This window comes from Brevibacillus sp. LEMMJ03 (assembly GCF_007197875.1).
Taxonomy (GTDB): domain Bacteria; phylum Bacillota; class Bacilli; order Brevibacillales; family Brevibacillaceae; genus Brevibacillus; species Brevibacillus thermoruber.
Genome location: NZ_VKJN01000011.1, coordinates 99,416 through 123,224, shown reverse-complemented (window position 1 = coordinate 123,224; position 23,809 = coordinate 99,416). Strand labels below are relative to the sequence as shown.

Here is a 23,809-nt window from a genome sequence, read left to right as displayed (position 1 = left end):
AGAGAAAATGTTTTGTCCGTTTCTCCACCTCACGAAAACAAAAGGTGAAGCCATGCGTACAATCATGCTTTGCTTGCTGCTGCTGGCGCTGCCGTTGACCGCGACAGCCCGGGCGGAAGAGCCATTGCCCCTGGAACAGTTGATCTTGCAGCAGCATTTTACCCAAAAAGAACTGGAGCGCACACTGACGCTGATCAAACAGGAGGAAAGCCGGTTGAACGGGGAGATCGCCCAACTGGATCTGGATCTGCAGCGAAAAAAACTGGTGATGGAAGCGATGCGCCGACACGCCGGGGACGTCGCCAGAGCGTACTACACGGGAGAGCGGGCCAACCTGCTGACGCTGCTGTTTGATACGGAAAATTTCAATGATTTCCTGTTGTTGTTCGATTTCCTGCAAATCCTCTACGAACGGGACCTGGCGAAGCTGGAATCGTTTCAGAAGGAACGGGCCGCGATGGCGTCGATGCAGGCGGAGCGGCAAAACCGGCTGACGCTGCTCCAGAATCTGCGGCGGCAGTACGAGAAGCAGTTGGCGGACATGCTCGCGATCCAGGCGGAAAAGGAGAAAAACGTGCAGATGCTGAGCGACCCGACCAGCGTCCAGGCGCTGATGGACCACCTCGTCGCCGATTGGCGGGAGCGGGGACTGCCCGCCTTTCAAACGTTTTTCAACGAGCTGTCCGGCGTGATGTTCCAGATTTCCGAGCTGGCGACGCCGGAGCGCATCCAGTCCGACGGGCTGTTCACGCACACGCTGACGATCCGGCAGGATGAGTTTAACCGCTTCCTGGTGTCCAAAGACGAACTGTTCAAAAACGCGCACTTTTCCTTTGACAACAACCAGTTGATCGTGGAAGGCACGTACGACCAGGTACACATGCGGCTGGTCGGCACGTACGAGCTGATTTCGCCGAAAGCCTTGAAATTTCACATCAACGAGCTGTACTATGACGGGTTCGCCCTGCCCGCCTCGACGATTGAAGAAATGGAGAAATCGTACGACCTCGGATTTTACCCGGAGCTGATCTCCTCCAACATCCAGGTGCAGGGGATCACGATGGCCAACCAGGAGTTGAAGCTGCAGTTGAAGATCAACCTGCCGTTTGGTTTCGGGAAACAGTGATCGCCGCCGGGCCGCCCGTTCCAAACACGCTCCCGCCCTTCCATCCCCGGTCAGCGAATGAAAAAAGCCAGCTTCTTGAGCTGGCTTTTTCCTTATTCTGCCGCGACATGAGGTGTGCGCCTGTCTTCCGCGGAAGCGGCAGAGAGACGGCGAAGCACGGTTACCGCAGCATGCCGGTCACATACGGGTTGTACAGCTTTTCCGCTTCGATCGTGGTCTTCGGGCCATGTCCCGGGTAGACGATCGTGTCGTCATCCAGTTCAAACAATTTGTCCTGGATGCTGATCATCAGCGTCTCGAAACTTCCCCCCGGCAGGTCCGTCCGTCCGATGCTTTGGGCAAACAGGACGTCGCCGCCGAAGCAATGCGGTCCCACCACAAACGAGCAGCTCCCCGGCGAGTGTCCGGGCGTGTGCAGGACCCGGATGGACAATCCGGCCAGCTCCAGCGTCTGCCCGTCGGCCAGTTCGTGCTCGGCCGGCTCGCAGACGATGGGTTCCGACAAGTTCCAGCGGGTCGAGCCGTTCAGATCGGGATCGGTCAGCCAGCTCTGCTCCAGCGGATGGATGTAGACCGGTGCGCCGGTCAGGGCCCGCACCTGATTCAGCCCGCCGATGTGGTCCAGATGGGCATGGGTCAGCAGGACGGCGACGACGTTTTTTCCCTCCAGGGCGCGAAGGAGCGCTGCCGGTTCCATCCCCGGGTCGATGACGATGGACTCCCCGCTTGCCGGGTTGGTCAGAATGTAGGCGTTGGTTTGAAACGGCCCCAGTACGTACTTCTCGATGGTCAATTGCGGCTCGTTCATGGGTGAACCTCCTTTTTTTATGATACGATAGGGGTAAAACCCAGCGTGAAACGGAGTGAGACTCATGAAGCGCATGTACGGTGTGGACATGCAGGTACCGGCCGGCAAACGGCCCGGCTTCTATGCTCAAGTCATACATAAAATCGGGGATCATGTCAATGTGTTTGACCGCGACGGCCGACTGTTCATCGTGGAAAGCCCGCAAGAACGCGACACCTTGCGGGACCTCTTGCAAAAAGCGGGGATGCTGGGCGAAGAATTTACGCTCTGGCTGCTCCCCGAGGGAGCGGAAATCGCCCACCTGGACGACGTCGGATTCGTCAGTCAAAACGAACACGCGTATCTCTACGCCGACCGCGTCGCCGCGTTTTCGCTCGACTCTTCTGCCGGCGAGGAACGTGACCGCTGGGCCGCTCTGGAGCAGTGCCGGGAACACGTGATCGGAACGCTCCCGCCATCGTCGTCCCGCCCCGCCCTGTATCTCGTGGACGCCGGCCAGACCGACCTGATCGACGGAATTGCCCGCGCCTACCGGACGGCCGTCACGTGGTGGAACGAGTGAGACAAGCCCCTTGCAGGCAAAAAACCATGCGGCTTCCCGCTCGGAGCGAAAGCCGCATCAAACGCCTCGTCAGTGCTTCGGTCCCCTGACCTTTTGCCTGGGCTTGTGCGGAAAGTTGTCGCCGTTTACGTTTTGTTTCCACCCTTCCAGAATCTTCAGGAACGAGGCAAACAGCGGCGATCCGAAGACGGCGACAATCCCCCAGATCCAGGTGCCCACCTGCCACGGATCGTCGACAAAGGCGGATGGCGCACCGACGAGAATCAGCGCGGGATCAAGGCCGAGCAGACCGAAAATGACGCCGGCGGACACGACGGAGATCGTCAGATTGCAAAACTTTTTGTAGTGTGTCAGCCGGGCGGCGTGGTTGTGGTCTTCCAACCGGTCCTGTTCGGCCTCGTAGTCGGTGGCGAGGAACGGAACCACCGACTTGACGGCTTCCGTCACGCCGGCGGCCGCGCTGGACACCGCCGTGATGTAAATCATAAAGGAAATGGATGAATCCAGACTGACCATGTCTACTCCCCCCTCATTCATGTGTATGGGGGATAAGCCCGACGCATGACCGGCTTTCGCGCGGACCGCCTCAATGCCCGCGTGTATGTGGAAGGAGCGTCATCGGCAGGTGTTTATCTGCAGAAAAGCGAATACAATGACACCGATGGCCAATTTTGGGGAAAGGTGGTATTCGCGCATGCACGACTACGCGTTTGTATGGAAGCAGTACGATCTGGTTCGCGGCATTACCCTGGCGGTCTTGAAGAAGGTCCCCGCGGAGCAGGCGGACATCGTACCGGAGGGATTCGCCAACAACATCCGCTGGAATCTGGGACATATTCTGACCGTTCAGGAAAGCTGTATGTACGGTCTCGATTTTACACACCTGCCCGCCTCGTACAAAACGCTGTTCGGACCGGGCACGAAACCGGCGGACTGGCAGGGAGAGGTACCATCCCTGTCCGCATTGGCCGAACAGTTGGAAGAGCAGAAGGAGCGGATCAAGCGAACCTTCGGCGATCGGCTCCACCGGGAATTGGCGGAGCCGTTCGTCTTGCGAAGCGGCGCGCAGATGTCCACGCTGGGCGAGATGTTCGTCTTTTCGCTCTTTCACGAGGGGATGCACATCGGCACGATCAACGCGCTGAAAAAGGCGCTGGCCGTAACGCAACCATAAGGGAAGCGGTCCCCCTTTTTGCCCGGCGCTGCGTCCGGGCTTTTTTCCTTTTCCCGAATCGTCCGCCCCGTCCAGCCGTCCGCTGAAAAACGAAAAACCGCTCCCAACAAGGGAGCGGCCGTGTCGAGCCCGTCTGCTCTGGGGTACTACCGGTTATTCTCTTTGGCACTTCAGCCTCCACGTTAGAGTCCGTTACCTAAAGAGCTCGGGTTCCGCCATTCCGACCAATGTCGACTGCATGATCATGAGCATCCACGGTTCTTCGCCTCCTGACAAGGCTTTTCGCCGTTGATCCATCAATCATCGGGCTCGACATTCTACAGTGTGCGCCGTTTTTTGTTTTCTATGCATCCCTACAGCAAATCGGCCGCCAACTGGGCCAGCACGCTGCGTTCCCCTTTTTCCAGCTTGATATGGCCGGCCAGCTTTTGGGCCTTGAACATCTCCACCACGTAGGTCAGGCCGTTGTTGCTTTCGTCCAGATAGGGGTGGTCGATCTGCTCCGGGTCTCCCATCAGCACGATTTTTGACCCTTCGCCAACCCGGGTCAGGATCGTCTTCACCTCGTGTTTGGTCAGGTTCTGCGCCTCGTCGATAATGATGAACTGACCGGGAATGGAGCGTCCGCGGATGTAGGTCAGCGCCTCGACCTGGATGCTTCCCATGCCGGCCAGGATCTTGTCCAGATCGCCCGGATGCTTGGTGTTGAACAAATATTCCAAATTATCGTAAATCGGCTGCATCCACGGCCGCAGTTTCTCTTCCTTTTCGCCGGGGAGGAAGCCGATGTCTTTCCCCAGGGGAACAATGGGTCTGGCCACCAACAGCTTCTTGTACGTCTGCAGGTCCTCGATCTGCAGCAGCCCCGCCGCCAGCGCCAGAAGCGTTTTGCCGGTTCCGGCCTTGCCCGTCATGGTGACGAGCGGAATCTCCTCCCGCAGCAGCAGTTCCATCGCCATGCGCTGCTGCACGTTGCGGGCGCGAATTCCCCAGACGGGATCGTCGTTCGTCACCAGCATCTCCAGCGTCCTGCCTTCCGCGTCCACCTTGCCGATTGCGGAGATCGAGGGATTGATTTCGTCTTTTAAAATCAGAAACTGGTGCGGATAAAACCGGGTGCGGGGAAAACAGGCCGACAGGTTCAGCTTGCGGGAGGCGTAGTAGGTTTGGATGATGTGGGAGGCCACCGTCAGCTTCTGGCACCCGGCGTAAATGCTGGAGTGCTCGACGACGCGGTCGGACAGGAAGTCTTCCGCTTTCAGGCCAAGCGCATCCGCCTTGACCCGCATTAGGGCATCTTTGCTGACGAGAATGACGGGACGGGGGGTTGGGGCCAGGTTTTCCTCTTCCTGCAGATTTAGCGCTACGGCCAGAATCCGGTTGTCGTTGGTAAATTCCGTAAACTGCTTCTGCAGCTTGTGAAGCGAGGAGTGATTCAACTCTACGCGAAACAGACCGCCTGTCTCCAGCGTAATGCCCTGATGCAGATGGCCCAGTTCGCGGAAACTGTCCAACAGCCTCGACACGTAACGGGCGTTGCGGCCAATTTCATCCATGTAGCGCTTTTTGGAATCAATTTCTTCCAACACCACGGCGGGCAGGACGATCTCGTTGTCCGCAAAGGAAAACATCGCCCGCGGATCTTGCAGGAGTACGTTGGTGTCCAGTACGTAGATTTTCTTCAAATTCTCGCCTCCTATTACCCATCTTCTCTATCGTATGCAGTTGGGGACCGGATGCTCTGCTGCCCGAACGCGATGTACTACAGTGTATGACGGGGGGTGGACGGATAGACGAGAGGCGGGGGAATGAAAACGGGGCGGGCAGAACACAATACGACTAACCATGCAGCCGTACTGCAGCAAACCAGGGAAAGGAAGTATGACCGTGAAACGGACAGCTATCTGTATGCTCAGCGTCAGCCTGCTCCTCTCCGCCTGCATGTCGAGCAACAAGCCTCCGGCCAACCAGGCGGCGCCGCAGCCCGGCCGCGCTGTGCCGGAAACGCAGCGCGTCCAGCAAACCGCCCCGTCCCCGGCCTACAACCAGTCGCCGCAGGCAACCGCCAACCGGCTGGTGCAGTTGGCCACGCGGGTGAAAAACGTCAATGACGCGACGGCGGTGGTCCTGGGCAAGTGGGCCGTCGTCGGCATTGACGTCAACGCCCATCTCGACCGGCCGGAAGTGGGCGTGATCAAATACTCGGTGGCGGAGGCGCTGAAAGAGGATCCCCAAGGGGCGAACGCCATCGTCACCGCCGACCCCGACATCGTGCAGCGGCTGCGGGAAATGGCCGCCGACATCCAGCGCGGCCATCCCGTGGCCGGTTTTGCCGAAGAACTGGCGGACATCGTCGGACGGCTCATGCCGCAGTTCCCGCGCGACGTGAGAAAACGGGAAGAGACGCCGACCAGGGAAAACGAGCAGCGGATCAACAAGAGCAGCAACGCCAAACCGCAGGGTAACGAAAAAATCCCGGTGAACCGCTGACCTCTGCCCCAAACAAAACAGGCATTTTCCGGGCTTACGCCCAGGAAAATGCCTGTTTATCGTCTGCCGCGTCACGGTCTGCCGCCTGCTCTACGGGTCCGAGCGCGTCCAACGCCTGCCCCAGGTCCTGAAGCAGGTCGCCGGCGTCCTCCAGCCCCGCGGAGAGGCGGATCAGTCCGTCCGTGATTCCCCGCCGTGCCCGCTCCGCAGGCGGCATGGCGGCATGGGACATCATCGCCGGATAGGAAAGAATCGTCTCTACCGCGCCCAGACTGACGGCGACGATCGGCAGCCTGACGCGGTCAAACAGCGCTTTGGCCCGCTCGCGGCTGCCCACGTCAAAGGAGAGGACGGCCCCGTGTCCGCTCGCCTGCCGGTTTTGCAGGTCATGTCCGTCGTGTTCCGGCAATCCGGTGTAGTAGACGCGGCTGACCGCCGGGTGTGTGGAAAGCCAACGGGCCAGCTTTTCCGCCGTCTGCGTGCTGACGTCCAGGCGCGCTTTCAAGGACTTCAACCCGCGCAGCACCAGCCAGGAATCCTGCACGCCGAGGATCGCTCCCATGCCGTTTTGGATCATGTAGAGCTGCTCGCCCAACGCCGCCTCCCTGGTCACGGCCAACCCCGCCACGACGTCGCTGTGGCCGCCGATGAACTTGGTCGCGCTGTGGATCACCACGTCCGCGCCCAACTCCAGCGGCCGCTGATAGTACGGCGTCATGAACGTATTGTCTACGATCACGAGCAGTCCCCGCTGTTTCGCCAGCGCGCAGACAGCGGCGATGTCCGTCACTTTCAGCGTCGGGTTGGACGGGGTTTCCAGGTAGATGCCCTTGGTCTCGGGACGGATGGCCGCTTCCACCTGCTCCAGCGAGGTGGTATCGACAAAGCTGACGGTGATCCCCATGCGGGAAAGAACCTTGGTCAAGAAGCGGTAGGTGCCGCCGTACACGTCCTCCGCCACCACGACGTGATCCCCGGCGGAGAACAGCATGAACACGCTGGAGATGGCCGCCATACCGGAAGCAAAGGCGAATCCGCGCTCTCCTCCCTCCAGAACGGCGATCGCCTCTTCCAGGGCATGCCGGGTGGGATTGCCCGAACGAGCGTAATCGTAGACTCCGGGCCGGTCCAGATCGGCCTGATGAAAGGTGGACGCCTGATAAATGGGCACCGAGGCCGCCCCTGTCACCGGGTCAATACAACTGGTGCCGTGCAGCAGTTTGGTGGCAAAGTTCATCGTACACTCCCTCCCGCCACTGCGAGACTGGCATCCAGCGCCTGACACACATCGGCGATCAGGTCGTCGGGATGTTCGATCCCGACCGACAGCCGCAGCAGCCGGTCGCACACGCCCACGTACTCGCGGATCTCCTGCGGGATGTCGGCATGGGTCTGCGTCGCCGGATAGGTGCACAGCGACTCCACGCCGCCCAGGCTTTCCGCAAACGAGACGATCCGCAGCCGCTCCAGAAACGGCGCCACCTGATCAGCCGAGCGGAGGCGGAACGAGACCATCCCGCTGAACCCGCTGGCCTGCCTGCGCTGCACCTCGTAACCGGGGTGCTCCGCCAAGCCGGGATAAAAGACGTCCGTCACGGCAGGGTGTTCCCGCAGTTTCTGCGCAATCGCATAGGCGTTTGCCTGATGGCGTTCCATCCGCAGGGCCAGGGTCTTCATCCCCCGCAGCAGCAGCCAACAGTCCTGGGGACCCAGCACCGCTCCGATGGAATTGTGCAAAAACCGGATCTTTTCGGACAACTCCTCGCCCTTTGTGACGATCAGTCCGGCGAGGACGTCGTTGTGTCCGCCGAGGTATTTGGTCGCGCTGTGTAGCACCAGGTCGGCCCCCAACCCCAGCGGCCGCTGACAGTAGGGCGTCATGAACGTGTTGTCCACAATGGTCAACAGCCCGTTCCGCTTGGCCACCTCCGCCACCGCCGCGATGTCGGTGATCTGCATCAGGGGATTGGTCGGCGTTTCCACAAAGACAGCCCGCGTCTCTGGGCGAATCGCTTCTTCCAAGTTCTTCACGTCGCGCAGGTCGACGTAGCTGAAGCGAAGCCCGTAGCGTGAGAGCACCTGCTCGAACAACCGGTACGTCCCGCCGTACAGATCGAGCGATACGACCAGGTGATCTCCCTGGGAGAACAGCCCCATGACCGTGTGAACCGCCGCCATGCCCGAAGCGCAGGCAAACCCGGCGTCTCCCCCTTCCGCTTCGGCAATCGCCTGCTCCAGCACCGTCCGGGTCGGGTTGGCCGTGCGCGTGTAATCGTATCCCGTGCTCTGACCGAGGGCGGGATGGCGATACGCGGTGGCGTAGTAGACGGGAAAGCTGACCGCTCCGGTCCGTTCGTCTTTGGCGACGCCCGCCTGTACCAATTTTGTCTCCAGATGCATGTGGATCTCTCCCTCCAACGAATTGGCCGAGGGCAATGAAAAAAGCCCTCTTTTCTCTGAAAAGAAGGCTTTGTTTACGCTCACGTAAGCAAATCCTTCTCATCTTTCAGAGCGTTTACACTCTGCAGGAATTAGCACCAGTATCCCCCTGTACACAGGTGATTGGTTGCCGGGCATCATCGGGCCAGTCCCTCCGCCTCTCTGGATAAGAAGTTTGCTATGCAATTTGCTTTTGGTTGACCTTATACTACCGGAATCGGAAGTACCTGTCAACCCGTTTTTCCATCTCGTTGGTACCCGATCACTGTGCGTTCCTTAATGCGGTCATCACCTGGTTGTCCAGCTTGGCCGCCGCATTTTTGTCGTACGTCTTTTCATATTGGGGCTCGACCGAGATGCGGGAGCCGTAGAACATCACGTCGCGAACCGCCTCGATGGCCACTTCCACCATGGCCAGCTTCAGCGGAACATTCTCCATCCGCTCCGTTTTGATCGTCGCCCTGCCGTTGATGGCATAGGAGGAACCAGCCCCGATCAAATGCAACACCACCTGCGGTTCCTTGGCAATGTTGGCCAAAATGCGGGAGCGGTTGTCTACCGCGAAACGGATCAACTGCGGCGTCGGCGCAAACGTCCAGGAAAGGGAACTGAGCGACGGAGCGCCGGTCTCGTGGTCGATGGTCCCGAGTGTGAGAAAACGCTCCTGCTGCAAAAGCGCGAACAGTTCCTCCGAAAGCGTTTGGGAAACGGTTTCAGCCATTCCGATGCCTCCTTGAAAAGGGAATGTACGTCTATTGTACCCACCCGCCTGGCGATAGGCAAACCTTTCCGTCCGGCGCCTTGATTCTCCACCGTTTTTTTCCTACACTGATACGTAATGGGAACGATCGCGAGACAGGAGGAGAGCCGCATGCCCCCATCCCCCACCGACCGCTTGCTGGCCAAGATCGACGAACTGCTGGCAGAGCTTCAGGAAGTGCGCAAACTGAACGAACGGATGGACAAAATCGCCCTCTTTCTGGAGGATATCCGTCTGGCCGACGTGATTCAAAACTATACGGCCCCGAGCAAGCTGCTGTGGATCAACTTCCTCGCAGGTCTTGCCCGGGGCCTGGGATTGACGATCGGCACGGCCATTGTCCTGGCGTTGCTCGGCTCCTTCCTCAGCCAGTTCCTGTCCGTCCCGATCATCGGCGATTACATCCGCCAGTTGATCGATTACGTGCAAGCCTATCGGCCGTAAGCCTTACTCGTCATCGTCCTCGTCGCGGTCGTCGCCGTCTTTATGGTTGTTCTTGCCGCCATGGTTGTCCTCGTCGTCATGGCCGTGCTTTTTCCAATAGCCGTAGGCGTTGCCTTTCGGATGCTTATCCTTGTCCTTGCCTTCCCCCTTGCCTTCCTCGTCGTCATCGCCGTTGACCGGCGTTTTGTGCGGAATGTCGGCTTGGGCCACGAGCTTGCCGTCCAGGTACAGCTCGAGGTGTACCGCTTTCGCGTTGTAGGAGCGGTTTTTGTAGCTCAGTTTCACCTCAAACTCGTCGTCATCCACCTTTACCTCGTGCTTTTTGCCGTCCGGCGCCACGACGTACAGCTTCACCTTGCCCTTGCCGCCCTCATCGTCGAGGCCGTCAATGCTTCCTTTCACGCGAATCTGTTTCTCTTTTGCATTAATCGAAGCGGTTCCCTCGATGCGGTAGCTGTGCGGCTTGTCGCTGTCAGCGGCGTTGATTACCTTCAGCTCCACCGATTCGGAATCGATTTTCTTTCCGGCCTTGTAGGCTTCGACCAGCGCCTTGCCTTTGCCGGCCTGTACGCCCTTCAGGGTGACGGAGTAAGAGCCGACGCCTTTCCACAGCTTTTTCACGTCCGCCTCTTTGGTTTTGCCGTCGTACTTCACGACCACCTTGTCCGCTTCCTGGCTGATGATGCCGTTTACTTTCAGTTCCTGTTTGTTCCCATCCAACAGCGCCAAGGCGTGAATCAGCACGTCGGTCTCCACGGCGGTTCCCGTGTTTACCTGCAGCTTGCGGGTTTCCACCAGCTTGTCGCCCACGTACGCCTTGACCGTCGCGTACTGCGGCGTGGCGCTTACGATAGCGGAAAAGCTGACGGTGAACGTATCCTCCGCGGTGGGAACGACTTCGATCGTGCCGCCGTTCGGCTTGTCGACGACCACTTTGGTCACATTGTCGGACACTTTCCCTTTGATGTACGTGGTTTGGTTGTGGGTCTCGGGCTTCACGCTGACGAAGCCTTGATTGTTGACGTCAAAGCGGACTTCCAGGTAAATGTCGGCGTAGTGTTCGCGGTAGACGCGCTCCCACTCTTCCGGATGCTCCTCGATGTACGTCTGCATTTTGGCGTCCAGACCGATCTCTTTTACGACCAGATACAGGTGGTCGGCCTGCGTTTTCAGCAGCATGTTCAAGGTCGCCGGATCGTTTGCCGCCAGCTCTTTCAGATTGTATCGGGTGACTTGTTTGCTTTCATCGTTCATGACAACTTTGGTGCCGCTTGTTTCGGTTCCGAGGGTGCTCGCGTCGGCCAGGAGCGGTGTCACTCCCCCGATGAGCGCCGCGGCAGTCACGACTGCCAATACGGGCTTGGTTCCCATTTTCTTCATGATGCCTTCTCCTTTCTACGTATTGCTTGCCTTGGACACCCTAACAGACGGGGGGTTCCTTGCAAAGGTTGCAAAAACGGCCAAAAACGGGGACGCTTTCGCCATATTGGGACGAAAGACACAAAAACCCCGCCTCTGTCGAAGAGACGGGGATAATGGTCACGCGGCCCCGCCCGTTCATCCGGCTCGGCGGAGCCCCGTGCATATTCTACTCGTTATACCTGGGTTCGTTTTCGATCGCAGCCAGCAGCGATTCCGCTTCTTCTGCGGGATAGCGGCGTTCCCACACTTCGTGGGCGAAGACGCAGCGGACCACGTACCAGTCCCCTTCGCGGCGATACTCCCATTCCTGCGCCTGGTGGTCGTCCCTCAGGATGTCCGCGAAAAACGCGGCCGTATCCAGAGCGGATCGGTCGTCCGGCCGCGCGTCGGCGACGATTTGAATCTGCAGCCAGTTGTAGAGCGCGTCCTCCCGCTTCACGGCTGCTCCCTCACTTACTCTCGCGTTCCCCCGGCTTGATCCGCACCTTGACGATCACCAGAATGGCGATGGCGACCAGGAGTGCGCTTTTCACCGGGAGCTGCACGTCCAGAATGGCGAAAATCAGCGCGCCCATAAAGAGCAGCACATACAGCAGGAGCGTTTTCAGAATGGGCATGCGCCAGCGGGTGGCAAACCCGAGATAGTAAACGATGATCAACTGGACAAAGATGATCCAGGTGCGGTTGTGGTCCGCCCACAAGCGAAAGCTGTCGTACGCCGACAACTGGTCCGGTGCGGCAGGCGCATAGGTGGAAGCAAGCTCAAGCCACTCCATGCGTCACCCCTCCTGCCCCGCAGCGGCCAGGCCCTCGCGGCGCAGTTCGTGCAGGTACACCATCTCGTCTGCGTACTCCCGCTCGTCTTCCACGGGGGTTTCCAGAACAACAGGCAGGTGCTGGAGCTTGTCGCTCACCAGGAATTTGGCCAGCGCTTCGCTGCCAATCTCCCCTTTGCCGATTTTTTCGTGGCGGTCCTTCCGGCTGGCGAAAGGCGCCTTGCTGTCGTTGAAGTGGATCGCCACCAGGTGCTCCAGATAGCCTGTCCGCTCCATCTCTTCCAGCAGTTCGTCAAACGTCTCCCCTCTCCACTGCCCGGCGGCAAAGGCGTGGCAGGTGTCGAAGCAGAACCCGATTTTCTCGGGGAAACGGGTGGCGGCGCGAATCTCCATCAGATCCCGGATCGTCAGTCCCAGTTCGGAGCCTTGGCCTGCCGTGTTTTCCAGCAGGAGCTTGACCGGGCCGTCGTACTGCTCGAGAATCAGGTCCAACGTCTCCACCATCCGTTTTGTCCCGTATTCCTCCCCCTCGCCGACGTGCTTGCCGCAGTGCACCACGGCGCCGACCGACCCGTAGGCTTCGGCAATATGCAAATCTTCCAAAATCGAACGAATCGTCACTTCCTGCAGGTCCGGCTTGGGCGTGGACAGGTTGGTGATGTACGGGGTGTGGCAGACCAGGGTGAGATCGTGCTTTTGCAGCAGGTCCACCCCTTTGGTCGCGTCCTGGTAGTCAATTTTTTTCGGGCGCAGACCGCGCGGGTTTTTCGTAAACACCTGCAGCGATTCCGCCCCCAGCTCAATGGCGCGCAGGACCGCTTGTTCCAGTCCCCTGCCGACGCTGATATGGCATCCGATTTTCAATCTGGTTTCACTCCCACGATAAAATCTGTCCATTTAACTTTATCAGTTGGCCCGTGCCCTGTCAAAACGGATAAACCCCCGCCCGCAGCGGCAAATCGTATCATAAAGCACGATCAGTCCGCTTACCTATTAAGTAGTGACCATTCAGCAGAGCGGGAGGGAAACGGGTGAAGCATACGCAAGCGATGGCCAGCGTGCAATTCCTGCAGGAACGGTTCGCCTACAGCACCATGTACGACTCGGTGCGAAAGAGCGGTCTGGGCGAAGTGCGAACGATTGTCGTGCAAAATCAGGACGGCGTGGTCCGCGTCCTGCAAAGCACCGTGCGAAACGGAACGGAATCGCTGCAGCAGATTATCCTCGCCGAGGAAGAACTGACGATTCTGAAACAACTGTAGCGAAATGGCTGGAAACCTTTTTCTGCCAATGGTATAGTGGACACAGGAACAAGACGAGCCAATCGAGGTGGGATTCCCATGAGCATCTACGATTTTTCGGTGACGACCGTCACGGGCGAGGAGAAAACGCTCGCCGAATACAAAGGCAAGGTCATGCTGATTGTCAACACCGCCAGCCAATGCGGGCTGACTCCGCAGTACAAAGGGCTGCAGGCATTGTACGAGCGCTACCGCGACCGCGGTCTGGTCGTGCTGGCCTTTCCCTGCAACCAGTTTGCCGGCCAGGAACCGGGCACAGCCGAAGAGATTGCCGCCTTCTGCGACCGGACGTACGGCGTCACCTTCCCCGTTTTCTTCAAAATTGACGTCAACGGCCCCCACGCCCATCCGCTCTACCAGTACCTGAAGGCAAACGCCCCCAACGGCGAAGGCCAGGACATCGAGTGGAACTTCGCCAAGTTCCTCGTCGACCGTGCCGGAAACGTCGTCAAACGCTTCGAGCCGCGCGTGCAGCCGGAGGAACTGGCGGATGAGGTCGAACGGTATCTGAACGATTGATCCAAACGATCGGCATGGTCAAACCGCATGATGAAAAAAAAACGAAAAGCCGTACTTGCCTTTTTCGGGCAGTACGGCTTTTTTCCATTGTCATTACGCCTGCGTCTGCGCTTCCCAGCGTTTTTGCTTTTCGTAGCGCTCCCGCTCCGACTTGGTCAGGTACTTCTTGCGCAGGCGGACAGACTGCGGCGTCACTTCGCACAGTTCGTCGTCGTTCAGATACTCCAGCGCTTCTTCCAGGGTGAGCAGACGGGGGGTTTTCATCTTCACCGTCTCTTCCTTCGTCGCCGAGCGGACGTTGGTGGCGTGCTTTTCCTTGCAGACGTTGACGGTCAGGTCGTTGTCCCGGTTGTGCTCGCCGACGATCATGCCCTCGTACACCTCTGTCCCCGGCTGGATAAACATCACGCCGCGGTCTTCGACGGACATCAGACCGTAAGTGGTGGCCGTTCCCGTCTCGTTGGAGATCAGCACGCCGGCACGGCGGCCGCCCACGCTGCCCGGTACATACGGACGATAGCTGTCAAACGAATGGTTCATGATGCCGTATCCGCGGGTAATGGTCAAAAACTCGGTGCGGTAGCCGATCAGCCCGCGGGACGGGATGATGAACTCCATTCGCACCTGGCCGAAGCCGTTGTTGATCATGTTGACCATCTCCGCCTTGCGCTGGCCCAGTGTCTCCATGACGGCACCGGTGTACTCCTCCGGCACATCGATAATCAGACGCTCTGCCGGTTCCATTTTTTGGCCGTCGATTTCCCGCACGATCACTTCCGGTTTGGAGACGGCAAGCTCAAACCCTTCCCGGCGCATGTTTTCCACCAGGATGGAGAGATGGAGCTCGCCCCGGCCGGAAACAATAAACGCATCGGGCGAATCGGTCTCCTCCACGCGCAGCGACACGTCCGTCTCCAGCTCCGCCATCAGCCGGTCGCGCAGCTTGCGGGAGGTGACGTGTTTGCCTTCCCGTCCGGCAAACGGACTGTTGTTGACGAGGAAGGTCATCTGCAGGGTCGGCTCGTCAATTTTCAGCAGCGGCAGCGGGTCGGGATGATCGACGTGGCAGACGGTCTCGCCGACGTTGATGTCCTCCAGTCCGGCGATCGCCACGATGTCCCCCGCTCTGGCCGTCTTTTGCTCCACGCGCTGCAAACCGGAAAAGCCGAACAGCTTCTGCACGCGCATTCGCTTGACGGAGCCGTCTCGCTTGACGACGGCCACCATGTCGTTGACGTTGATCGTCCCGCGGTAAATCCGGCCGATGCCGATGCGGCCCAGGAAGTCGTTGTAATCCAGCATCGTGACCTGCATCTGCAGCGGCGACTCTTCATCCGCTTCCGGCGCCGGAATGTGCGCGATGATCGTCTCAAACAGCGGACGCAGGTCGCCTTCCAATTGATCCGGCGCCATGCCCGCAATTCCCTGCAGGCCGGACGCGTACACGATGGGAAACTCCAGCTGCTCTTCGGTCGCGTCCAGGTCGATGAACAGATCGTACACTTCGTTGATCACTTCCTGCGGACGGGCGTTTTCCCGGTCCACCTTGTTCACGACCACGATCGGCGTCACCTTTGCTTCCAGCGCTTTCTTCAGCACGAAGCGGGTCTGCGGCATACAGCCTTCAAAGGCGTCGACGATGAGCAGAACGCCGTCCACCATGCTCATGATCCGCTCCACCTCGCCGCCGAAGTCGGCGTGGCCCGGCGTGTCCAGGATGTTGATGGTATACTCCTTGTATTTGACGGACGTCGTTTTCGCCAGAATGGTGATGCCGCGCTCCCGCTCCAGATCGTTGGAGTCCATCATCCGCTCCTCCACCTGCTGGTTGCTGCGGAACGTCCCCGATTGAATCAGCAATTTGTCGACCAGCGTCGTTTTCCCGTGGTCGACGTGGGCAATAATCGCAATGTTGCGTATGTCAAGACGCTTCATGTGTACCTCCTCTGGTATGCATACCTTTCATAATATCAGGTCGTGAAACACGGCACAACGGGCAGTTTTACGTCCAATCCCTACCTGAGTATCGGCATGTTTCCCGGACATACTAAGCGCAGGAGGTGGCTACCATGAACAAATGGATGTGCGCTGTCGCCGGACTGGTTGTTGCAGCCTCCGTGTCCGGGTGTGCCAACTACGGCGCGGCTCCCCCGACCAAACCGCGGACGCAGGGAACGCCTAATACGGCGCCGGCACCCGTTCCGAACACGCAGCGATACGATGTTAACCATTACCGCAACGGCTTCACCGCGCAAGGGTTTAACCACCAATTGGCGGAGCGGATCGCGAAGGCCGCGGACAGCGTTCCCGGCGTAGAAGCGGCCACCGCCGCCATATACGGGACAGATGCTGTCGTCGGCATTCGCACGCGTGCCAACGTGGCCAATGTGCAGCAGCGAAAGGTGATTGAACGGCAGGTTCACGCTGCCGTGCGGAAGGAAGCGCCGAACCTGAACATTCGCGTCACCTCTGACAGCGGCATGTTCACCCGCATCCGCACCATTAACAACACCGTGCGTGATGGCCTGCGCGGCGCGGCCAACACGCTTACGACCGGACCAAACACCGTGGCCGGCAACCTGACCAACGCCGCCAACGACTTCGGCATGCTGATCCGCGATTTGGGCCGGACGGTGACGGCACCTTTCCGCTGAGTCTTTGTTCCGTCTCCCGGGGATGGCTGTGGAGAAGCCCCTCCGCCCATCCGGGGCAGTGCTGACGTAAAAGAGGTGCGGATGATTCCGCACCTCTTGGCTTTCCTTGCGATTGTTACTTGCTTGCTACTTCGAACGGCTTGATTTCCGGTTCGGCCACTTGCAGTTCGCCGGTGCCGCGCACCAGTTTCTTCGCGTACACTTTTTCCGGCTTCAGCACGGAAATCAGATAGTCGATCGCCACTTGCGGATCGACGGTTTCGCCGCAGGTGTAGCAGTCCAGCGCGGCAAATCCGCGCTCGGGATAGGTGTGAATGGACAGGTGGCTTTCCGAGAGGAGAACCAGAACGGTAGCCCCTTGAGGAGAAAACTGCTTGGCTTGCACACCCAACACGGTGGCGCCACACGCTTCAGCAGCTTCGATCATTTCTTTCTTTAAAAATTCGGCGTCGTTCAACAAATCAAACTGAACTCCCCATGTGTCAACGGCAACGTGTCTTCCGAAAGTCGAGTATTCCATCTTTCGGTTTCCCCCTTCCTAGCAAGTGTAATGTTAAACATCGCTAGGACCTGCGTCATTCACTAACGGGGGCGGTTTCCCTCATGTCATCCACCCTTTAAAGTGAATCCTGGTTCCTAATCCTGTTTCCAACGAAAACAAACATACCATGCTTCTGCCCAATTGACAATACTTTTTTTGGAGAAAAACCAGGAAAACAAAAAATGGGTGCGTATGCGCCCATTTTTTGCGTATTCTTACGCTTCCAATTGAAACAATCGTCGTGACAACGCGGCTAGTCGAAGGTCAATCGCATTGACCTTTTCCGGGGCCGTTCTCTTTGCCCAATTACGCAAATCCAGCCATCGATCCGTCTCTTGGCGAATCGATTCAATCTCCTGTTCGCTGCCCATCTGCCGGAACAGAGACTCCAATTCCCGCGCAACGTTTGCATTGGTGTTTTCGAAGATGGACACCTCTTCGTCGCCGGAAACTTCCTGAATGCTCACGACGGAGCCTTCGTCGTAATGGTAGACGACCGTGAATCCGTCGTAGATTCGGTGCACGATTCCGTGGCCTCGAAACGTTTTCATGGCTTTTCGCATGGCGTTGGCCAACTGCAAGTCTCGGATGAGGTAGGAACTTTCACACGAATAACGGTTGCCAGTCCGGTGGAAGGTCAGTTGGATCTCCCCGTTCTGATCCGTCAGCAAAACGTCACGATCGCCGTTGTCGCATACTTTGACATCGACTGAAATGTGTTCATTGGCGAAGAGCGCGACAAATCGGTTCAGCTCTTCTTCGTTCATCGTGAAATAGGCCTTGGCGTAATTGGTTGCTAAACGCTGTGCCATACTATCTCCTCAATTCTTTTGAATTCCTGGCTCGTTCAGACGATAACGACTGCCAATTGAGGAGATACGCTACGTGTCAACAAAGGAACGTTGTAGAACCTGGCCTTGCCCCGTGAATCGAAAATCGATTTGGGTAATGAAGGCGGATCACCTACTTTTTGTAATTAAACCGTCCTTGACACTTTTATTATACACGATGCGCAGGCAAAAGTCTTGATCCAAAAGCGGATGAATTTTCGCAAAAAGACCAAATATCCGCAGGAAATGGCGAGGAGGGAACAAGAACTCCCTGATTCTGCGCAATGCTTGCCAATCCTGTAGGATTTACCGGCTTTTTTCGTCCAGTCGGCCAGCGCTGTTGTTCATCGCCTTGCGAATGGCCGTTCGTTCTTCCTCGGAGAGATGATAAGGGGATTCGCCGCGCTCCACCGGTTTGGCATACATGCGCGATTCATCCCGTCCGTAAATGCTGGTGACGACCACGCCGTTCTGCGCGTCGTCCACGATGGCAAGCGAAAAGCTCAGGTCGCTGCCGAGATCGCCGAACGCGTTGTAGCGGACGAGCGCCACGTTGGCGCACTGGCCGGCGACGCGCTGCGACAGGCGGTTCAGCGTAAACTGCTGGTCATCCTGCCGCTTTTTCACCTCGTCCACTTCGTCCATCAGCCGGTACATGCCCTCTTCCAGGTTGGCGCCGCCCGTCCCCGCCAGCAGCCGGTTGAGCGATTTGCGCAGCCGTTTGATCCGCACGGACTGCATGATGCAGAGCACGAGCAGGAGGACGTTGAACGCGAGCACGGCCAACAGCAAGAGCGGTGTGCCGGCCGTCAATGATAGGAGTGGTTCCATGTGACGTTTTCTTCCTTTCTGGTGGTGCGTAAATTGCCAAAATCCTCTACTATTGTACCTCCGTCCGGTCAGGCAATTCAAATGGAATCATGAAAATCTCGGCAATCGTCAGCAAACGGACAGGCCGAACAGCGGGGAGAACGCTTCAGGCAAAACGCCTTGCCGTGCTCCACGATCAGGCCGTGCAGCCGGCGCAGGTCTTCCGCCTCCGTCAGCTCCGCCAGAATGGCCCGCCGCACCTGTTCGTAGGAGAGCACTTCCCCGGTCAGCCGCTGCCACAATCGACGGGAATAGGCGTCCCCGGATATTGCCGGCCGATTCAGCGCGTAGGCCAGGATCGTGTCCGCCGTCTCCTGCCCGATCCCTTTCAAGAGCAGAAGCTGCCGGCGCAGCTCGTCCGTGCCGTCTGCCGAGCGGCGCAGCCTGTCCACTCCGCCCTGCTTCAGGACCCACCCGGCCAGTCCCAGAAGCGCGGCGCTTTTCGCCCGCTGAAACCCGGCCGGACGAATCACCTCCGCCAGGCGTTCGGCCGTCTCGCCAGCCAATGCCGCCGGCTCCAGCAACCCTGCCTCTCTCAGCCTGTCAAGCGCTTTTTCCGCATTGGTCCAGGTCGTATTCTGCACCAGCACGCTCCCCGCCATGCGGGCGAACGGATCGGTCACCCCCCACCACTCATCCACTGCAAACGACGGGAATGTCCGCTCCAACGTGTCGTATATGCGCTTCCACATGCGCTCGTCCCTCCCGCAGACGCTTTTCCCTTTCATTGTAGCAGGACAGGGCGAGCGGATGTGACGAAACGCTTCTATAAATGAAGCCCGTCTTTCATTCCGGGACCAAAAAAAGCGACACCCTCCATGACGAGATGTCGCTTTTTTTCATTCCCTATGAACATGAACGAGACTCATCTTCCTGTGCGTTCCTCCAGTCGTTTGTTACGCTTCCAGCAGCAGCATCTCCCGGCGGAGCTGCTTCAAGCGTTCGGTTGATCTGCGAATCTGCACCTTGTCTTTCTCCTGCAGCGCATCGTACAGCGTGGCCAGTTCGTAGTCCAGTTCCAGGCGCAGGACGGGTATGCGTTCTTCGGCGTCGCGTCGTTTCAGAGCGGCAATCACCTGATCCATGGTTACATTGCAAGCCTTTTCGTAGATCATTGTTTTCTCAGCTCCTTTTGTTTCCACTGTTCTGACGGCCTCTTCCCGCCGAATGCGCTTCACCGGCGAGGTGCCGGTACGTTCATTCGGACATGCCGTCGGGGGTGTTCACGCGGAAAAGAAACTGCCCGAAGGACTCCCTTCACGAGACGCTGCTCCCGCTTCCGAGAGCGTGCCGCATCGCGTGCCGGTGGTCCGGCCAAACCAACCTGCCAGCTCCCCAAACTCCAGTTCCCTGTCGTGGTTCATCCACCCCCATTCACAGAATACTCAGACAATGCTGCTGCATACGGGAGCGAGTGGTATATCATATTATTCTGCGGCTTGGTTTGCTATTCATTTCCCGGCGTGTATTTTTTTCCGGTGTGTTATGTTATCATATGGGGGATTACAAGCTCCCTTGACGGGGACGCCTGCCCGTTTCTCGCGGGCAGCGCGCGAGACCGTCCGAATCGAGGTGTCTGTTGCGTGACGACGTTTGCAGGATTTCACCAGGAAGACTTTGACGTATTCGCCATTGACGGCCTGGATAACCGGATGGAGGCGATTAAAACCGTCATCCGCCCGAAACTGGAAGCGCTCGGCCGGCATTTCGCCCCGACGCTCTCCCTGGCGTGCGGCAGCGAAATGTTTTACCATGTGGCCAAACACGCCCGCCGGACCGTCAATCCGCCAAACGATACGTGGGTGGCCTGGGCTCACGACAAGCGCGGGTATAAAAAGCACCCGCATTTTCAGGTGGGGCTGTGGGGCACGCACCTGTTTGTCTGGTACGCCGTCATCTACGAATCGCCCGTGAAAGAAGAGATCAGCCAGTCGATGAAGCGGCATCTGCACGAGATCCTTCAGATCGTCCCCGACGATTTCCGCTGGTCCCCCGACCACACCCAGCCGGACAGCACCCCGCAGGCCGAACTGGGACGTGAGGGCGTCCTCAAGCTGGTGGACAGGCTTGCGACCGTGAAAAAAGCGGAAATTCTCTGCGGCATCACCATCGACCGGCACGATCCGGTGCTGGCCGACGGCGGCAAGCTGCTGCAGCGTTTGGACGAAACGTTCACCGTGCTGACCAGGCTGTACAACCTGTGCAGGCCCGGTTCGCTGGCCGCCTCCCGATAAGGGTAGTGAAGATATATGCAAAAGAACAGGTCCGCTTTCTATCGCAAAAAGCGAGTGCCTGTTCTTTTTTTTCGTTTCTCGCATACCGGACGAGAGCCGGGAACACTAGCGGTACCGGCTATTCCCGCTCGGCGCTGGCGCGCAGCGCGGCCAGTCTTACCTCCACTTCCCGGAACATCCGCTGGAAGAGTTCCTGCACAGTCGGCACATCGTGGATCAAGCCGATCACCTGCCCGGCCCAGCCAAAGCCTTCCTCCGCGTCCCCCTCGTAGATGAAGGTACGGTTGCGCTCGCCGCTGATGTAGGGCTTCAAGCGTTCGTAGTCAGCGCCTTCCTGCTCCAACTGCAGGATCCGGTCGGCGCCAGGGGTCCGCACGACGCGGGCGGGCGTGCCAAGCGTGCGCTTGATGACGGCCGTATCGTGCTCCGTGCCTTTCAGCAGCGCTTCCTTGTAGGCCGGATGGGCGTGCACGCATTCCTGCGTGGCGATGAACCGGGTGCCCATCTCCACGCCGTCCGCCCCCAAGGCCAGCGCCGCGAGAAGACCGCGGCCGTCGCCGATGCCGCCGCTGGCCAGGACGGGAATGTTCACCGAGTCCACGACGCGGGGAATGAGCACAAACGTCCCGATGTCGTCCCGCCCCAAGTGGCCGCCACCCTCCTGGCCCACAGCCATGACCGCATCGGCGCCGATCGCTTCCGCCTTTTGCGCCTGCCGCACGGACGCGACGAGCACCAGCTTTTTCACGTCATGGCCGTCGGTTCGCCGAATCAGCGGTTCCGGGTTGCCGCCTGTAACCGATATGACCTGGACGCCCTCCTCCAGCGCGACGTCCAGCATGTGTTCGTACGGACGGCCGTGCTGGCCGATGGCAAAATTGACGCCGAACGGCTTGTCTGTCAACGCTCTTACCTTGCGAATCTGTTCGCGCAGGGCCTCCGGTGACGGCAGGGACATCGCCGTGATCTGCCCCAGGCCGCCGGCATTGGAGACGGCCGCGGCCAGCTCGGCGTAGGCCAGGTACGCCAATCCCCCCTGGACGACGGGATAGCGGATGCGGAGCAGTTCAGTCACTCTCGTTTTCATCGTCATCACCTCGCTCCCCACACAACTTCTCGGTGCAGGGACGAATCTCCTGCCTGTAACCGCATTCATGAATAAAAATCCGCTTGCTTTCCCGTTTCTTTTTGCTATACTCAACTTTGTTTGTTTTGTTGAATTCATCTTTTGAGCACTTTCATCTTTCTGGAAAAGCGAGGCGATCGTATGAGTCAAATGAAAACTCCTCTGTTCAGCGGGTTGGTGGAGCACGCCCGAAAGAATCCCATCCAGTTTCACATTCCGGGTCACAAGAAGGGCATGGGCATGCACCCGGCATTCCGCGAGTTTATCGGGGAGAATGCGCTCTCGATTGACCTCATCAACATCGCTCCACTGGACGATCTCCATCATCCCAAGGCGATGATCAAAGAGGCTCAGGAATTGGCCGCCGAAGCGTTCGGCGCTGATCATACATTCTTTTCCGTTCAAGGGACAAGCGGTGCGATCATGGCGATGATCATGGCCACCTGCAAACCCGGTGACAAGATCATCGTGCCGCGCAACGTGCATAAATCGGTCATGGCGGCGATTGTTTTTGCGGGAGCCGTCCCGGTGTTCATTCACCCCGCCATGGACGAACGCCTAGGGATTTCCCACGGCATTACGGTCAAGGCCGTGCAAAAAGCGCTGCAGACCCATCCGGACGCGGCCGCTCTGCTGGTGATCAATCCCACCTATTTCGGCATCGCCGGCGATCTGCGGGAAATCGTGCGCACCGCCCACAAATACGGAATTCCCGTGCTGGTGGACGAGGCGCACGGCGTGCACATCCATTTTCACGAAGACCTGCCCATTTCCGCGATGCAGGCGGGGGCGGACATGGCGGCCACCAGCGTGCACAAGCTGGGCGGCTCGCTCACCCAGACCTCGATTCTGAACGTGCGGGAAGGACTGGTGGACGTCGACAGGGTGAAGACGGTGATGAGCATGCTGACCACCACCTCCACGTCGTACATTTTGCTGGCGTCGCTGGACATGGCCCGGCAGCATCTGGCCCTGAACGGACGGGCGATGATGGACGAGGCGATTCGGCTCGCCGACAAGGCGCGGAAGATGATCAACGAGATTCCCCGCATCTACTGCGTCGGCCGGGAAATTCTCGGCAAACCGGCGACGTTTGCGATGGACCCGACGAAGCTCCTGATCCACGTGCGGGATCTCGGCATCACCGGCTGGGAAGTGGAAAACTGGCTGCGGGACAAGTACAACATCGAAGTGGAATTGAGCGACCTGTACAACGTGCTCTGCCTCGTCACCCCCGGCGACACGGAAGAGTCGATTCAGACGCTCGTCAACGCGCTGCGCGAGCTGGCGGTGGAATTTGCCCACGTGCAGGCGGAGGAAAAGCCGGCGATTGTCCTGCCGAAGATTCCCGTGCTGTCCATGACGCCGCGCGACGCGTTTTACGCGGAGACGGAGGCGATCCCGCTGGCGGAAGCGGAGGGCCGCGTCATCACCGAATTCATCATGGTCTACCCGCCGGGCATTCCGATTTTTCTCCCCGGTGAAGTGATTACGGCCGACAACATCGCCTACATTCAGGAAAACATTCGCGCCGGCCTCCCGGTACAGGGGCCGGAAGACGAGACGCTCCGGACCGTCAAGGTGGTCAAACAGCAGGCCGCCATCTCCGGCTGACGACAGCGACAGCCGCTGCCTCATCGCGAGGGCAGCGGCTTTTTTGCTGCCCGCTGTCCGTTTCCCGCCGGCACGCACCGATTCCGTACCGGCGCCGCGCAAAAAGGCAGGCCGGGAGG

26 protein-coding genes, 1 pseudogene and 1 riboswitch are annotated in these 23,809 nt (G+C 58.8%); of the genes and pseudogenes, 10 read left to right on the top strand and 17 right to left on the bottom strand.

From position 1 onward, the window contains the following. Window positions 1-52 precede the first annotated feature (52 nt). Entirely contained in the window at window positions 53-1,126 is a 1,074-nt protein-coding gene (locus FOI68_RS15255) for a coiled-coil domain-containing protein (RefSeq protein ID WP_143863663.1), read from the top strand. 160 nt (window positions 1,127-1,286) lie between these two features. On the opposite strand, the gene FOI68_RS15250 is transcribed toward FOI68_RS15255, so the two are convergent. Next, a complete protein-coding gene (locus FOI68_RS15250) occupies window positions 1,287-1,934 on the bottom strand; it encodes an MBL fold metallo-hydrolase (RefSeq protein WP_029099921.1) in 648 nt (215 codons plus the stop codon). A gap of 64 nt (window positions 1,935-1,998) precedes the next feature. On the opposite strand from FOI68_RS15250, the gene FOI68_RS15245 reads away from it, so the two are divergent. Next, window positions 1,999-2,496 (top strand): hypothetical protein, encoded by a 498-nt coding sequence (locus FOI68_RS15245; RefSeq protein ID WP_143863662.1) that lies wholly within the window; start codon window positions 1,999-2,001, stop codon window positions 2,494-2,496. Window positions 2,497-2,565: 69 nt separating this feature from the next. Here FOI68_RS15245 and FOI68_RS15240 read toward each other — a convergent pair whose 3' ends face one another. Continuing rightward, window positions 2,566-3,012 (bottom strand): hypothetical protein, encoded by a 447-nt coding sequence (locus tag FOI68_RS15240; RefSeq protein WP_029099919.1) that lies wholly within the window; start codon window positions 3,010-3,012, stop codon window positions 2,566-2,568. Between the two features lie 178 nt (window positions 3,013-3,190). Here FOI68_RS15240 and FOI68_RS15235 point away from each other — a divergent pair, with 178 nt between their 5' ends. Next, window positions 3,191-3,670, top strand: a complete 480-nt coding sequence (locus FOI68_RS15235; protein WP_143863661.1) for a DinB family protein — start codon at window positions 3,191-3,193, stop codon at window positions 3,668-3,670. A 353-nt stretch (window positions 3,671-4,023) separates the two neighbouring features. Here FOI68_RS15235 and FOI68_RS15230 read toward each other — a convergent pair whose 3' ends face one another. Then, window positions 4,024-5,355 carry a PhoH family protein gene (locus FOI68_RS15230; RefSeq protein ID WP_029099917.1) on the bottom strand — a complete coding sequence of 444 codons (1,332 nt, stop codon included), beginning with the start codon at window positions 5,353-5,355 and terminating at the stop codon, window positions 4,024-4,026. Window positions 5,356-5,551: 196 nt separating this feature from the next. Here FOI68_RS15230 and FOI68_RS15225 point away from each other — a divergent pair, with 196 nt between their 5' ends. Then, entirely contained in the window at window positions 5,552-6,160 is a 609-nt protein-coding gene (locus FOI68_RS15225; protein ID WP_143863660.1) for a YhcN/YlaJ family sporulation lipoprotein, read from the top strand. 34 nt (window positions 6,161-6,194) lie between these two features. Here the strand turns inward: FOI68_RS15225 and FOI68_RS15220 are convergent, their stop codons facing one another. The 3 genes from FOI68_RS15220 to FOI68_RS15210 all read right to left on the bottom strand — a co-directional run bounded on the left by FOI68_RS15220 (window position 6,195) and on the right by FOI68_RS15210 (window position 9,320). Beyond that, entirely contained in the window at window positions 6,195-7,397 is a 1,203-nt protein-coding gene (locus tag FOI68_RS15220) for a trans-sulfuration enzyme family protein (RefSeq protein WP_143863659.1), read from the bottom strand. Beyond that, the gene (locus tag FOI68_RS15215; RefSeq protein ID WP_029099914.1) at window positions 7,394-8,560 is read right to left on the bottom strand and encodes an aminotransferase class I/II-fold pyridoxal phosphate-dependent enzyme; all 1,167 of its coding nucleotides are present in this window, start codon (window positions 8,558-8,560) and stop codon (window positions 7,394-7,396) included. The genes FOI68_RS15220 and FOI68_RS15215 overlap by 4 nt, the downstream gene beginning before the upstream one ends. A 96-nt stretch (window positions 8,561-8,656) precedes the next feature. Next, a riboswitch (SAM riboswitch) is annotated at window positions 8,657-8,772 on the bottom strand. An 89-nt stretch (window positions 8,773-8,861) separates the two neighbouring features. Continuing rightward, a complete protein-coding gene (locus tag FOI68_RS15210) occupies window positions 8,862-9,320 on the bottom strand; it encodes a pyridoxamine 5'-phosphate oxidase family protein (protein WP_029099913.1) in 459 nt (152 codons plus the stop codon). Between the two features lie 150 nt (window positions 9,321-9,470). Here FOI68_RS15210 and FOI68_RS15205 point away from each other — a divergent pair, with 150 nt between their 5' ends. Then, a complete protein-coding gene (locus tag FOI68_RS15205; protein WP_029099912.1) occupies window positions 9,471-9,803 on the top strand; it encodes a DUF5665 domain-containing protein in 333 nt (110 codons plus the stop codon). Between the two features lie 3 nt (window positions 9,804-9,806). Here the strand turns inward: FOI68_RS15205 and FOI68_RS15200 are convergent, their stop codons facing one another. The 4 genes from FOI68_RS15200 to FOI68_RS15185 form a co-directional block, all read right to left on the bottom strand. Further along, on the bottom strand, window positions 9,807-11,183 hold the full coding sequence (locus FOI68_RS15200) for a hypothetical protein (protein WP_143863658.1): 1,377 nt from the start codon (window positions 11,181-11,183) through the stop codon (window positions 9,807-9,809). A gap of 208 nt (window positions 11,184-11,391) precedes the next feature. Then, window positions 11,392-11,664 carry a hypothetical protein gene (locus FOI68_RS15195; protein ID WP_029099910.1) on the bottom strand — a complete coding sequence of 91 codons (273 nt, stop codon included), beginning with the start codon at window positions 11,662-11,664 and terminating at the stop codon, window positions 11,392-11,394. Between the two features lie 10 nt (window positions 11,665-11,674). After that, complete coding sequence (locus FOI68_RS15190; RefSeq protein ID WP_029099909.1) at window positions 11,675-12,001, bottom strand: YlaH-like family protein; 327 nt, start codon at window positions 11,999-12,001, stop codon at window positions 11,675-11,677. 3 nt (window positions 12,002-12,004) lie between these two features. Further along, entirely contained in the window at window positions 12,005-12,865 is an 861-nt protein-coding gene (locus FOI68_RS15185) for a deoxyribonuclease IV (protein WP_044899524.1), read from the bottom strand. Window positions 12,866-13,032: 167 nt separating this feature from the next. On the opposite strand from FOI68_RS15185, the gene FOI68_RS15180 reads away from it, so the two are divergent. Together FOI68_RS15180 and FOI68_RS15175 are read left to right on the top strand one after the other, a co-directional pair. After that, window positions 13,033-13,263 (top strand): hypothetical protein, encoded by a 231-nt coding sequence (locus FOI68_RS15180; protein WP_029099908.1) that lies wholly within the window; start codon window positions 13,033-13,035, stop codon window positions 13,261-13,263. A 78-nt stretch (window positions 13,264-13,341) separates the two neighbouring features. Beyond that, window positions 13,342-13,821 carry a glutathione peroxidase gene (locus FOI68_RS15175; RefSeq protein WP_143863657.1) on the top strand — a complete coding sequence of 160 codons (480 nt, stop codon included), beginning with the start codon at window positions 13,342-13,344 and terminating at the stop codon, window positions 13,819-13,821. A 93-nt stretch (window positions 13,822-13,914) separates the two neighbouring features. Here the strand turns inward: FOI68_RS15175 and typA are convergent, their stop codons facing one another. Beyond that, a complete protein-coding gene (gene typA / locus FOI68_RS15170; protein WP_143863656.1) occupies window positions 13,915-15,756 on the bottom strand; it encodes a translational GTPase TypA in 1,842 nt (613 codons plus the stop codon). Window positions 15,757-15,890: 134 nt separating this feature from the next. Between typA and FOI68_RS15165 the strand changes: the two genes are divergently transcribed. Further along, on the top strand, window positions 15,891-16,475 hold the full coding sequence (locus FOI68_RS15165; protein WP_143863655.1) for a YhcN/YlaJ family sporulation lipoprotein: 585 nt from the start codon (window positions 15,891-15,893) through the stop codon (window positions 16,473-16,475). Between the two features lie 115 nt (window positions 16,476-16,590). Here FOI68_RS15165 and speD read toward each other — a convergent pair whose 3' ends face one another. The 5 genes and pseudogenes from speD to FOI68_RS15135 all read right to left on the bottom strand — a co-directional run. After that, window positions 16,591-16,995 carry an adenosylmethionine decarboxylase gene (speD, locus tag FOI68_RS15160; RefSeq protein WP_029099905.1) on the bottom strand — a complete coding sequence of 135 codons (405 nt, stop codon included), beginning with the start codon at window positions 16,993-16,995 and terminating at the stop codon, window positions 16,591-16,593. 236 nt (window positions 16,996-17,231) lie between these two features. Continuing rightward, window positions 17,232-17,828 (bottom strand): hypothetical protein, encoded by a 597-nt coding sequence (locus FOI68_RS15155; RefSeq protein WP_143863654.1) that lies wholly within the window; start codon window positions 17,826-17,828, stop codon window positions 17,232-17,234. A gap of 324 nt (window positions 17,829-18,152) precedes the next feature. After that, window positions 18,153-18,677: a DUF4446 family protein gene (locus FOI68_RS15145; protein WP_065066866.1), complete on the bottom strand. Its 525-nt coding sequence runs from the start codon at window positions 18,675-18,677 to the stop codon at window positions 18,153-18,155. Between the two features lie 77 nt (window positions 18,678-18,754). Continuing rightward, entirely contained in the window at window positions 18,755-19,408 is a 654-nt protein-coding gene (locus FOI68_RS15140; protein ID WP_185973964.1) for an endonuclease III domain-containing protein, read from the bottom strand. Window positions 19,409-19,612: 204 nt separating this feature from the next. Beyond that, window positions 19,613-19,894, bottom strand: a pseudogene (locus FOI68_RS15135) (hypothetical protein); the annotation flags it as partial. A gap of 405 nt (window positions 19,895-20,299) precedes the next feature. Here FOI68_RS15135 and FOI68_RS15130 point away from each other — a divergent pair. Then, a complete protein-coding gene (locus FOI68_RS15130) occupies window positions 20,300-20,950 on the top strand; it encodes a YktB family protein (RefSeq protein WP_029099900.1) in 651 nt (216 codons plus the stop codon). A 118-nt stretch (window positions 20,951-21,068) separates the two neighbouring features. Here the strand turns inward: FOI68_RS15130 and FOI68_RS15125 are convergent, their stop codons facing one another. Next, the gene (locus tag FOI68_RS15125; RefSeq protein WP_143863652.1) at window positions 21,069-22,106 is read right to left on the bottom strand and encodes an NAD(P)H-dependent flavin oxidoreductase; all 1,038 of its coding nucleotides are present in this window, start codon (window positions 22,104-22,106) and stop codon (window positions 21,069-21,071) included. Window positions 22,107-22,217: 111 nt separating this feature from the next. Here FOI68_RS15125 and FOI68_RS15120 point away from each other — a divergent pair, with 111 nt between their 5' ends. Then, the gene (locus tag FOI68_RS15120) at window positions 22,218-23,690 is read left to right on the top strand and encodes an aminotransferase class I/II-fold pyridoxal phosphate-dependent enzyme (protein WP_029099898.1); all 1,473 of its coding nucleotides are present in this window, start codon (window positions 22,218-22,220) and stop codon (window positions 23,688-23,690) included. Window positions 23,691-23,809 lie beyond the last annotated feature (119 nt).

Bases quoted from the DNA above. Each gene is read 5' to 3' on its own strand.
- FOI68_RS15190 (WP_029099909.1), bottom strand. From the start codon at position 12,001: ATGGAGTGGCTTGAGCTTGCTTCCACCTATGCGCCTGCCGCACCGGAC.
- FOI68_RS15175 (WP_143863657.1), top strand. From the start codon at position 13,342: ATGAGCATCTACGATTTTTCGGTGACGACCGTCACGGGCGAGGAGAAA.
- FOI68_RS15200 (WP_143863658.1), bottom strand. From the start codon at position 11,183: ATGAAGAAAATGGGAACCAAGCCCGTATTGGCAGTCGTGACTGCCGCG.
- FOI68_RS15140 (WP_185973964.1), bottom strand. From the start codon at position 19,408: ATGTGGAAGCGCATATACGACACGTTGGAGCGGACATTCCCGTCGTTT.
- FOI68_RS15215 (WP_029099914.1), bottom strand. From the start codon at position 8,560: ATGCATCTGGAGACAAAATTGGTACAGGCGGGCGTCGCCAAAGACGAA.
- FOI68_RS15225 (WP_143863660.1), top strand. From the start codon at position 5,552: ATGACCGTGAAACGGACAGCTATCTGTATGCTCAGCGTCAGCCTGCTC.
- FOI68_RS15255 (WP_143863663.1), top strand. From the start codon at position 53: ATGCGTACAATCATGCTTTGCTTGCTGCTGCTGGCGCTGCCGTTGACC.
- FOI68_RS15155 (WP_143863654.1), bottom strand. From the start codon at position 17,828: ATGGCACAGCGTTTAGCAACCAATTACGCCAAGGCCTATTTCACGATG.
- FOI68_RS15210 (WP_029099913.1), bottom strand. From the start codon at position 9,320: ATGGCTGAAACCGTTTCCCAAACGCTTTCGGAGGAACTGTTCGCGCTT.
- FOI68_RS15205 (WP_029099912.1), top strand. From the start codon at position 9,471: ATGCCCCCATCCCCCACCGACCGCTTGCTGGCCAAGATCGACGAACTG.
- FOI68_RS15220 (WP_143863659.1), bottom strand. From the start codon at position 7,397: ATGAACTTTGCCACCAAACTGCTGCACGGCACCAGTTGTATTGACCCG.
- FOI68_RS15250 (WP_029099921.1), bottom strand. From the start codon at position 1,934: ATGAACGAGCCGCAATTGACCATCGAGAAGTACGTACTGGGGCCGTTT.
- speD (WP_029099905.1), bottom strand. From the start codon at position 16,995: ATGGAATACTCGACTTTCGGAAGACACGTTGCCGTTGACACATGGGGA.
- FOI68_RS15235 (WP_143863661.1), top strand. From the start codon at position 3,191: ATGCACGACTACGCGTTTGTATGGAAGCAGTACGATCTGGTTCGCGGC.
- FOI68_RS15245 (WP_143863662.1), top strand. From the start codon at position 1,999: ATGAAGCGCATGTACGGTGTGGACATGCAGGTACCGGCCGGCAAACGG.
- FOI68_RS15120 (WP_029099898.1), top strand. From the start codon at position 22,218: ATGAGTCAAATGAAAACTCCTCTGTTCAGCGGGTTGGTGGAGCACGCC.
- FOI68_RS15240 (WP_029099919.1), bottom strand. From the start codon at position 3,012: ATGGTCAGTCTGGATTCATCCATTTCCTTTATGATTTACATCACGGCG.
- typA (WP_143863656.1), bottom strand. From the start codon at position 15,756: ATGAAGCGTCTTGACATACGCAACATTGCGATTATTGCCCACGTCGAC.
- FOI68_RS15165 (WP_143863655.1), top strand. From the start codon at position 15,891: ATGAACAAATGGATGTGCGCTGTCGCCGGACTGGTTGTTGCAGCCTCC.
- FOI68_RS15125 (WP_143863652.1), bottom strand. From the start codon at position 22,106: ATGAATGCGGTTACAGGCAGGAGATTCGTCCCTGCACCGAGAAGTTGT.
- FOI68_RS15145 (WP_065066866.1), bottom strand. From the start codon at position 18,677: ATGGAACCACTCCTATCATTGACGGCCGGCACACCGCTCTTGCTGTTG.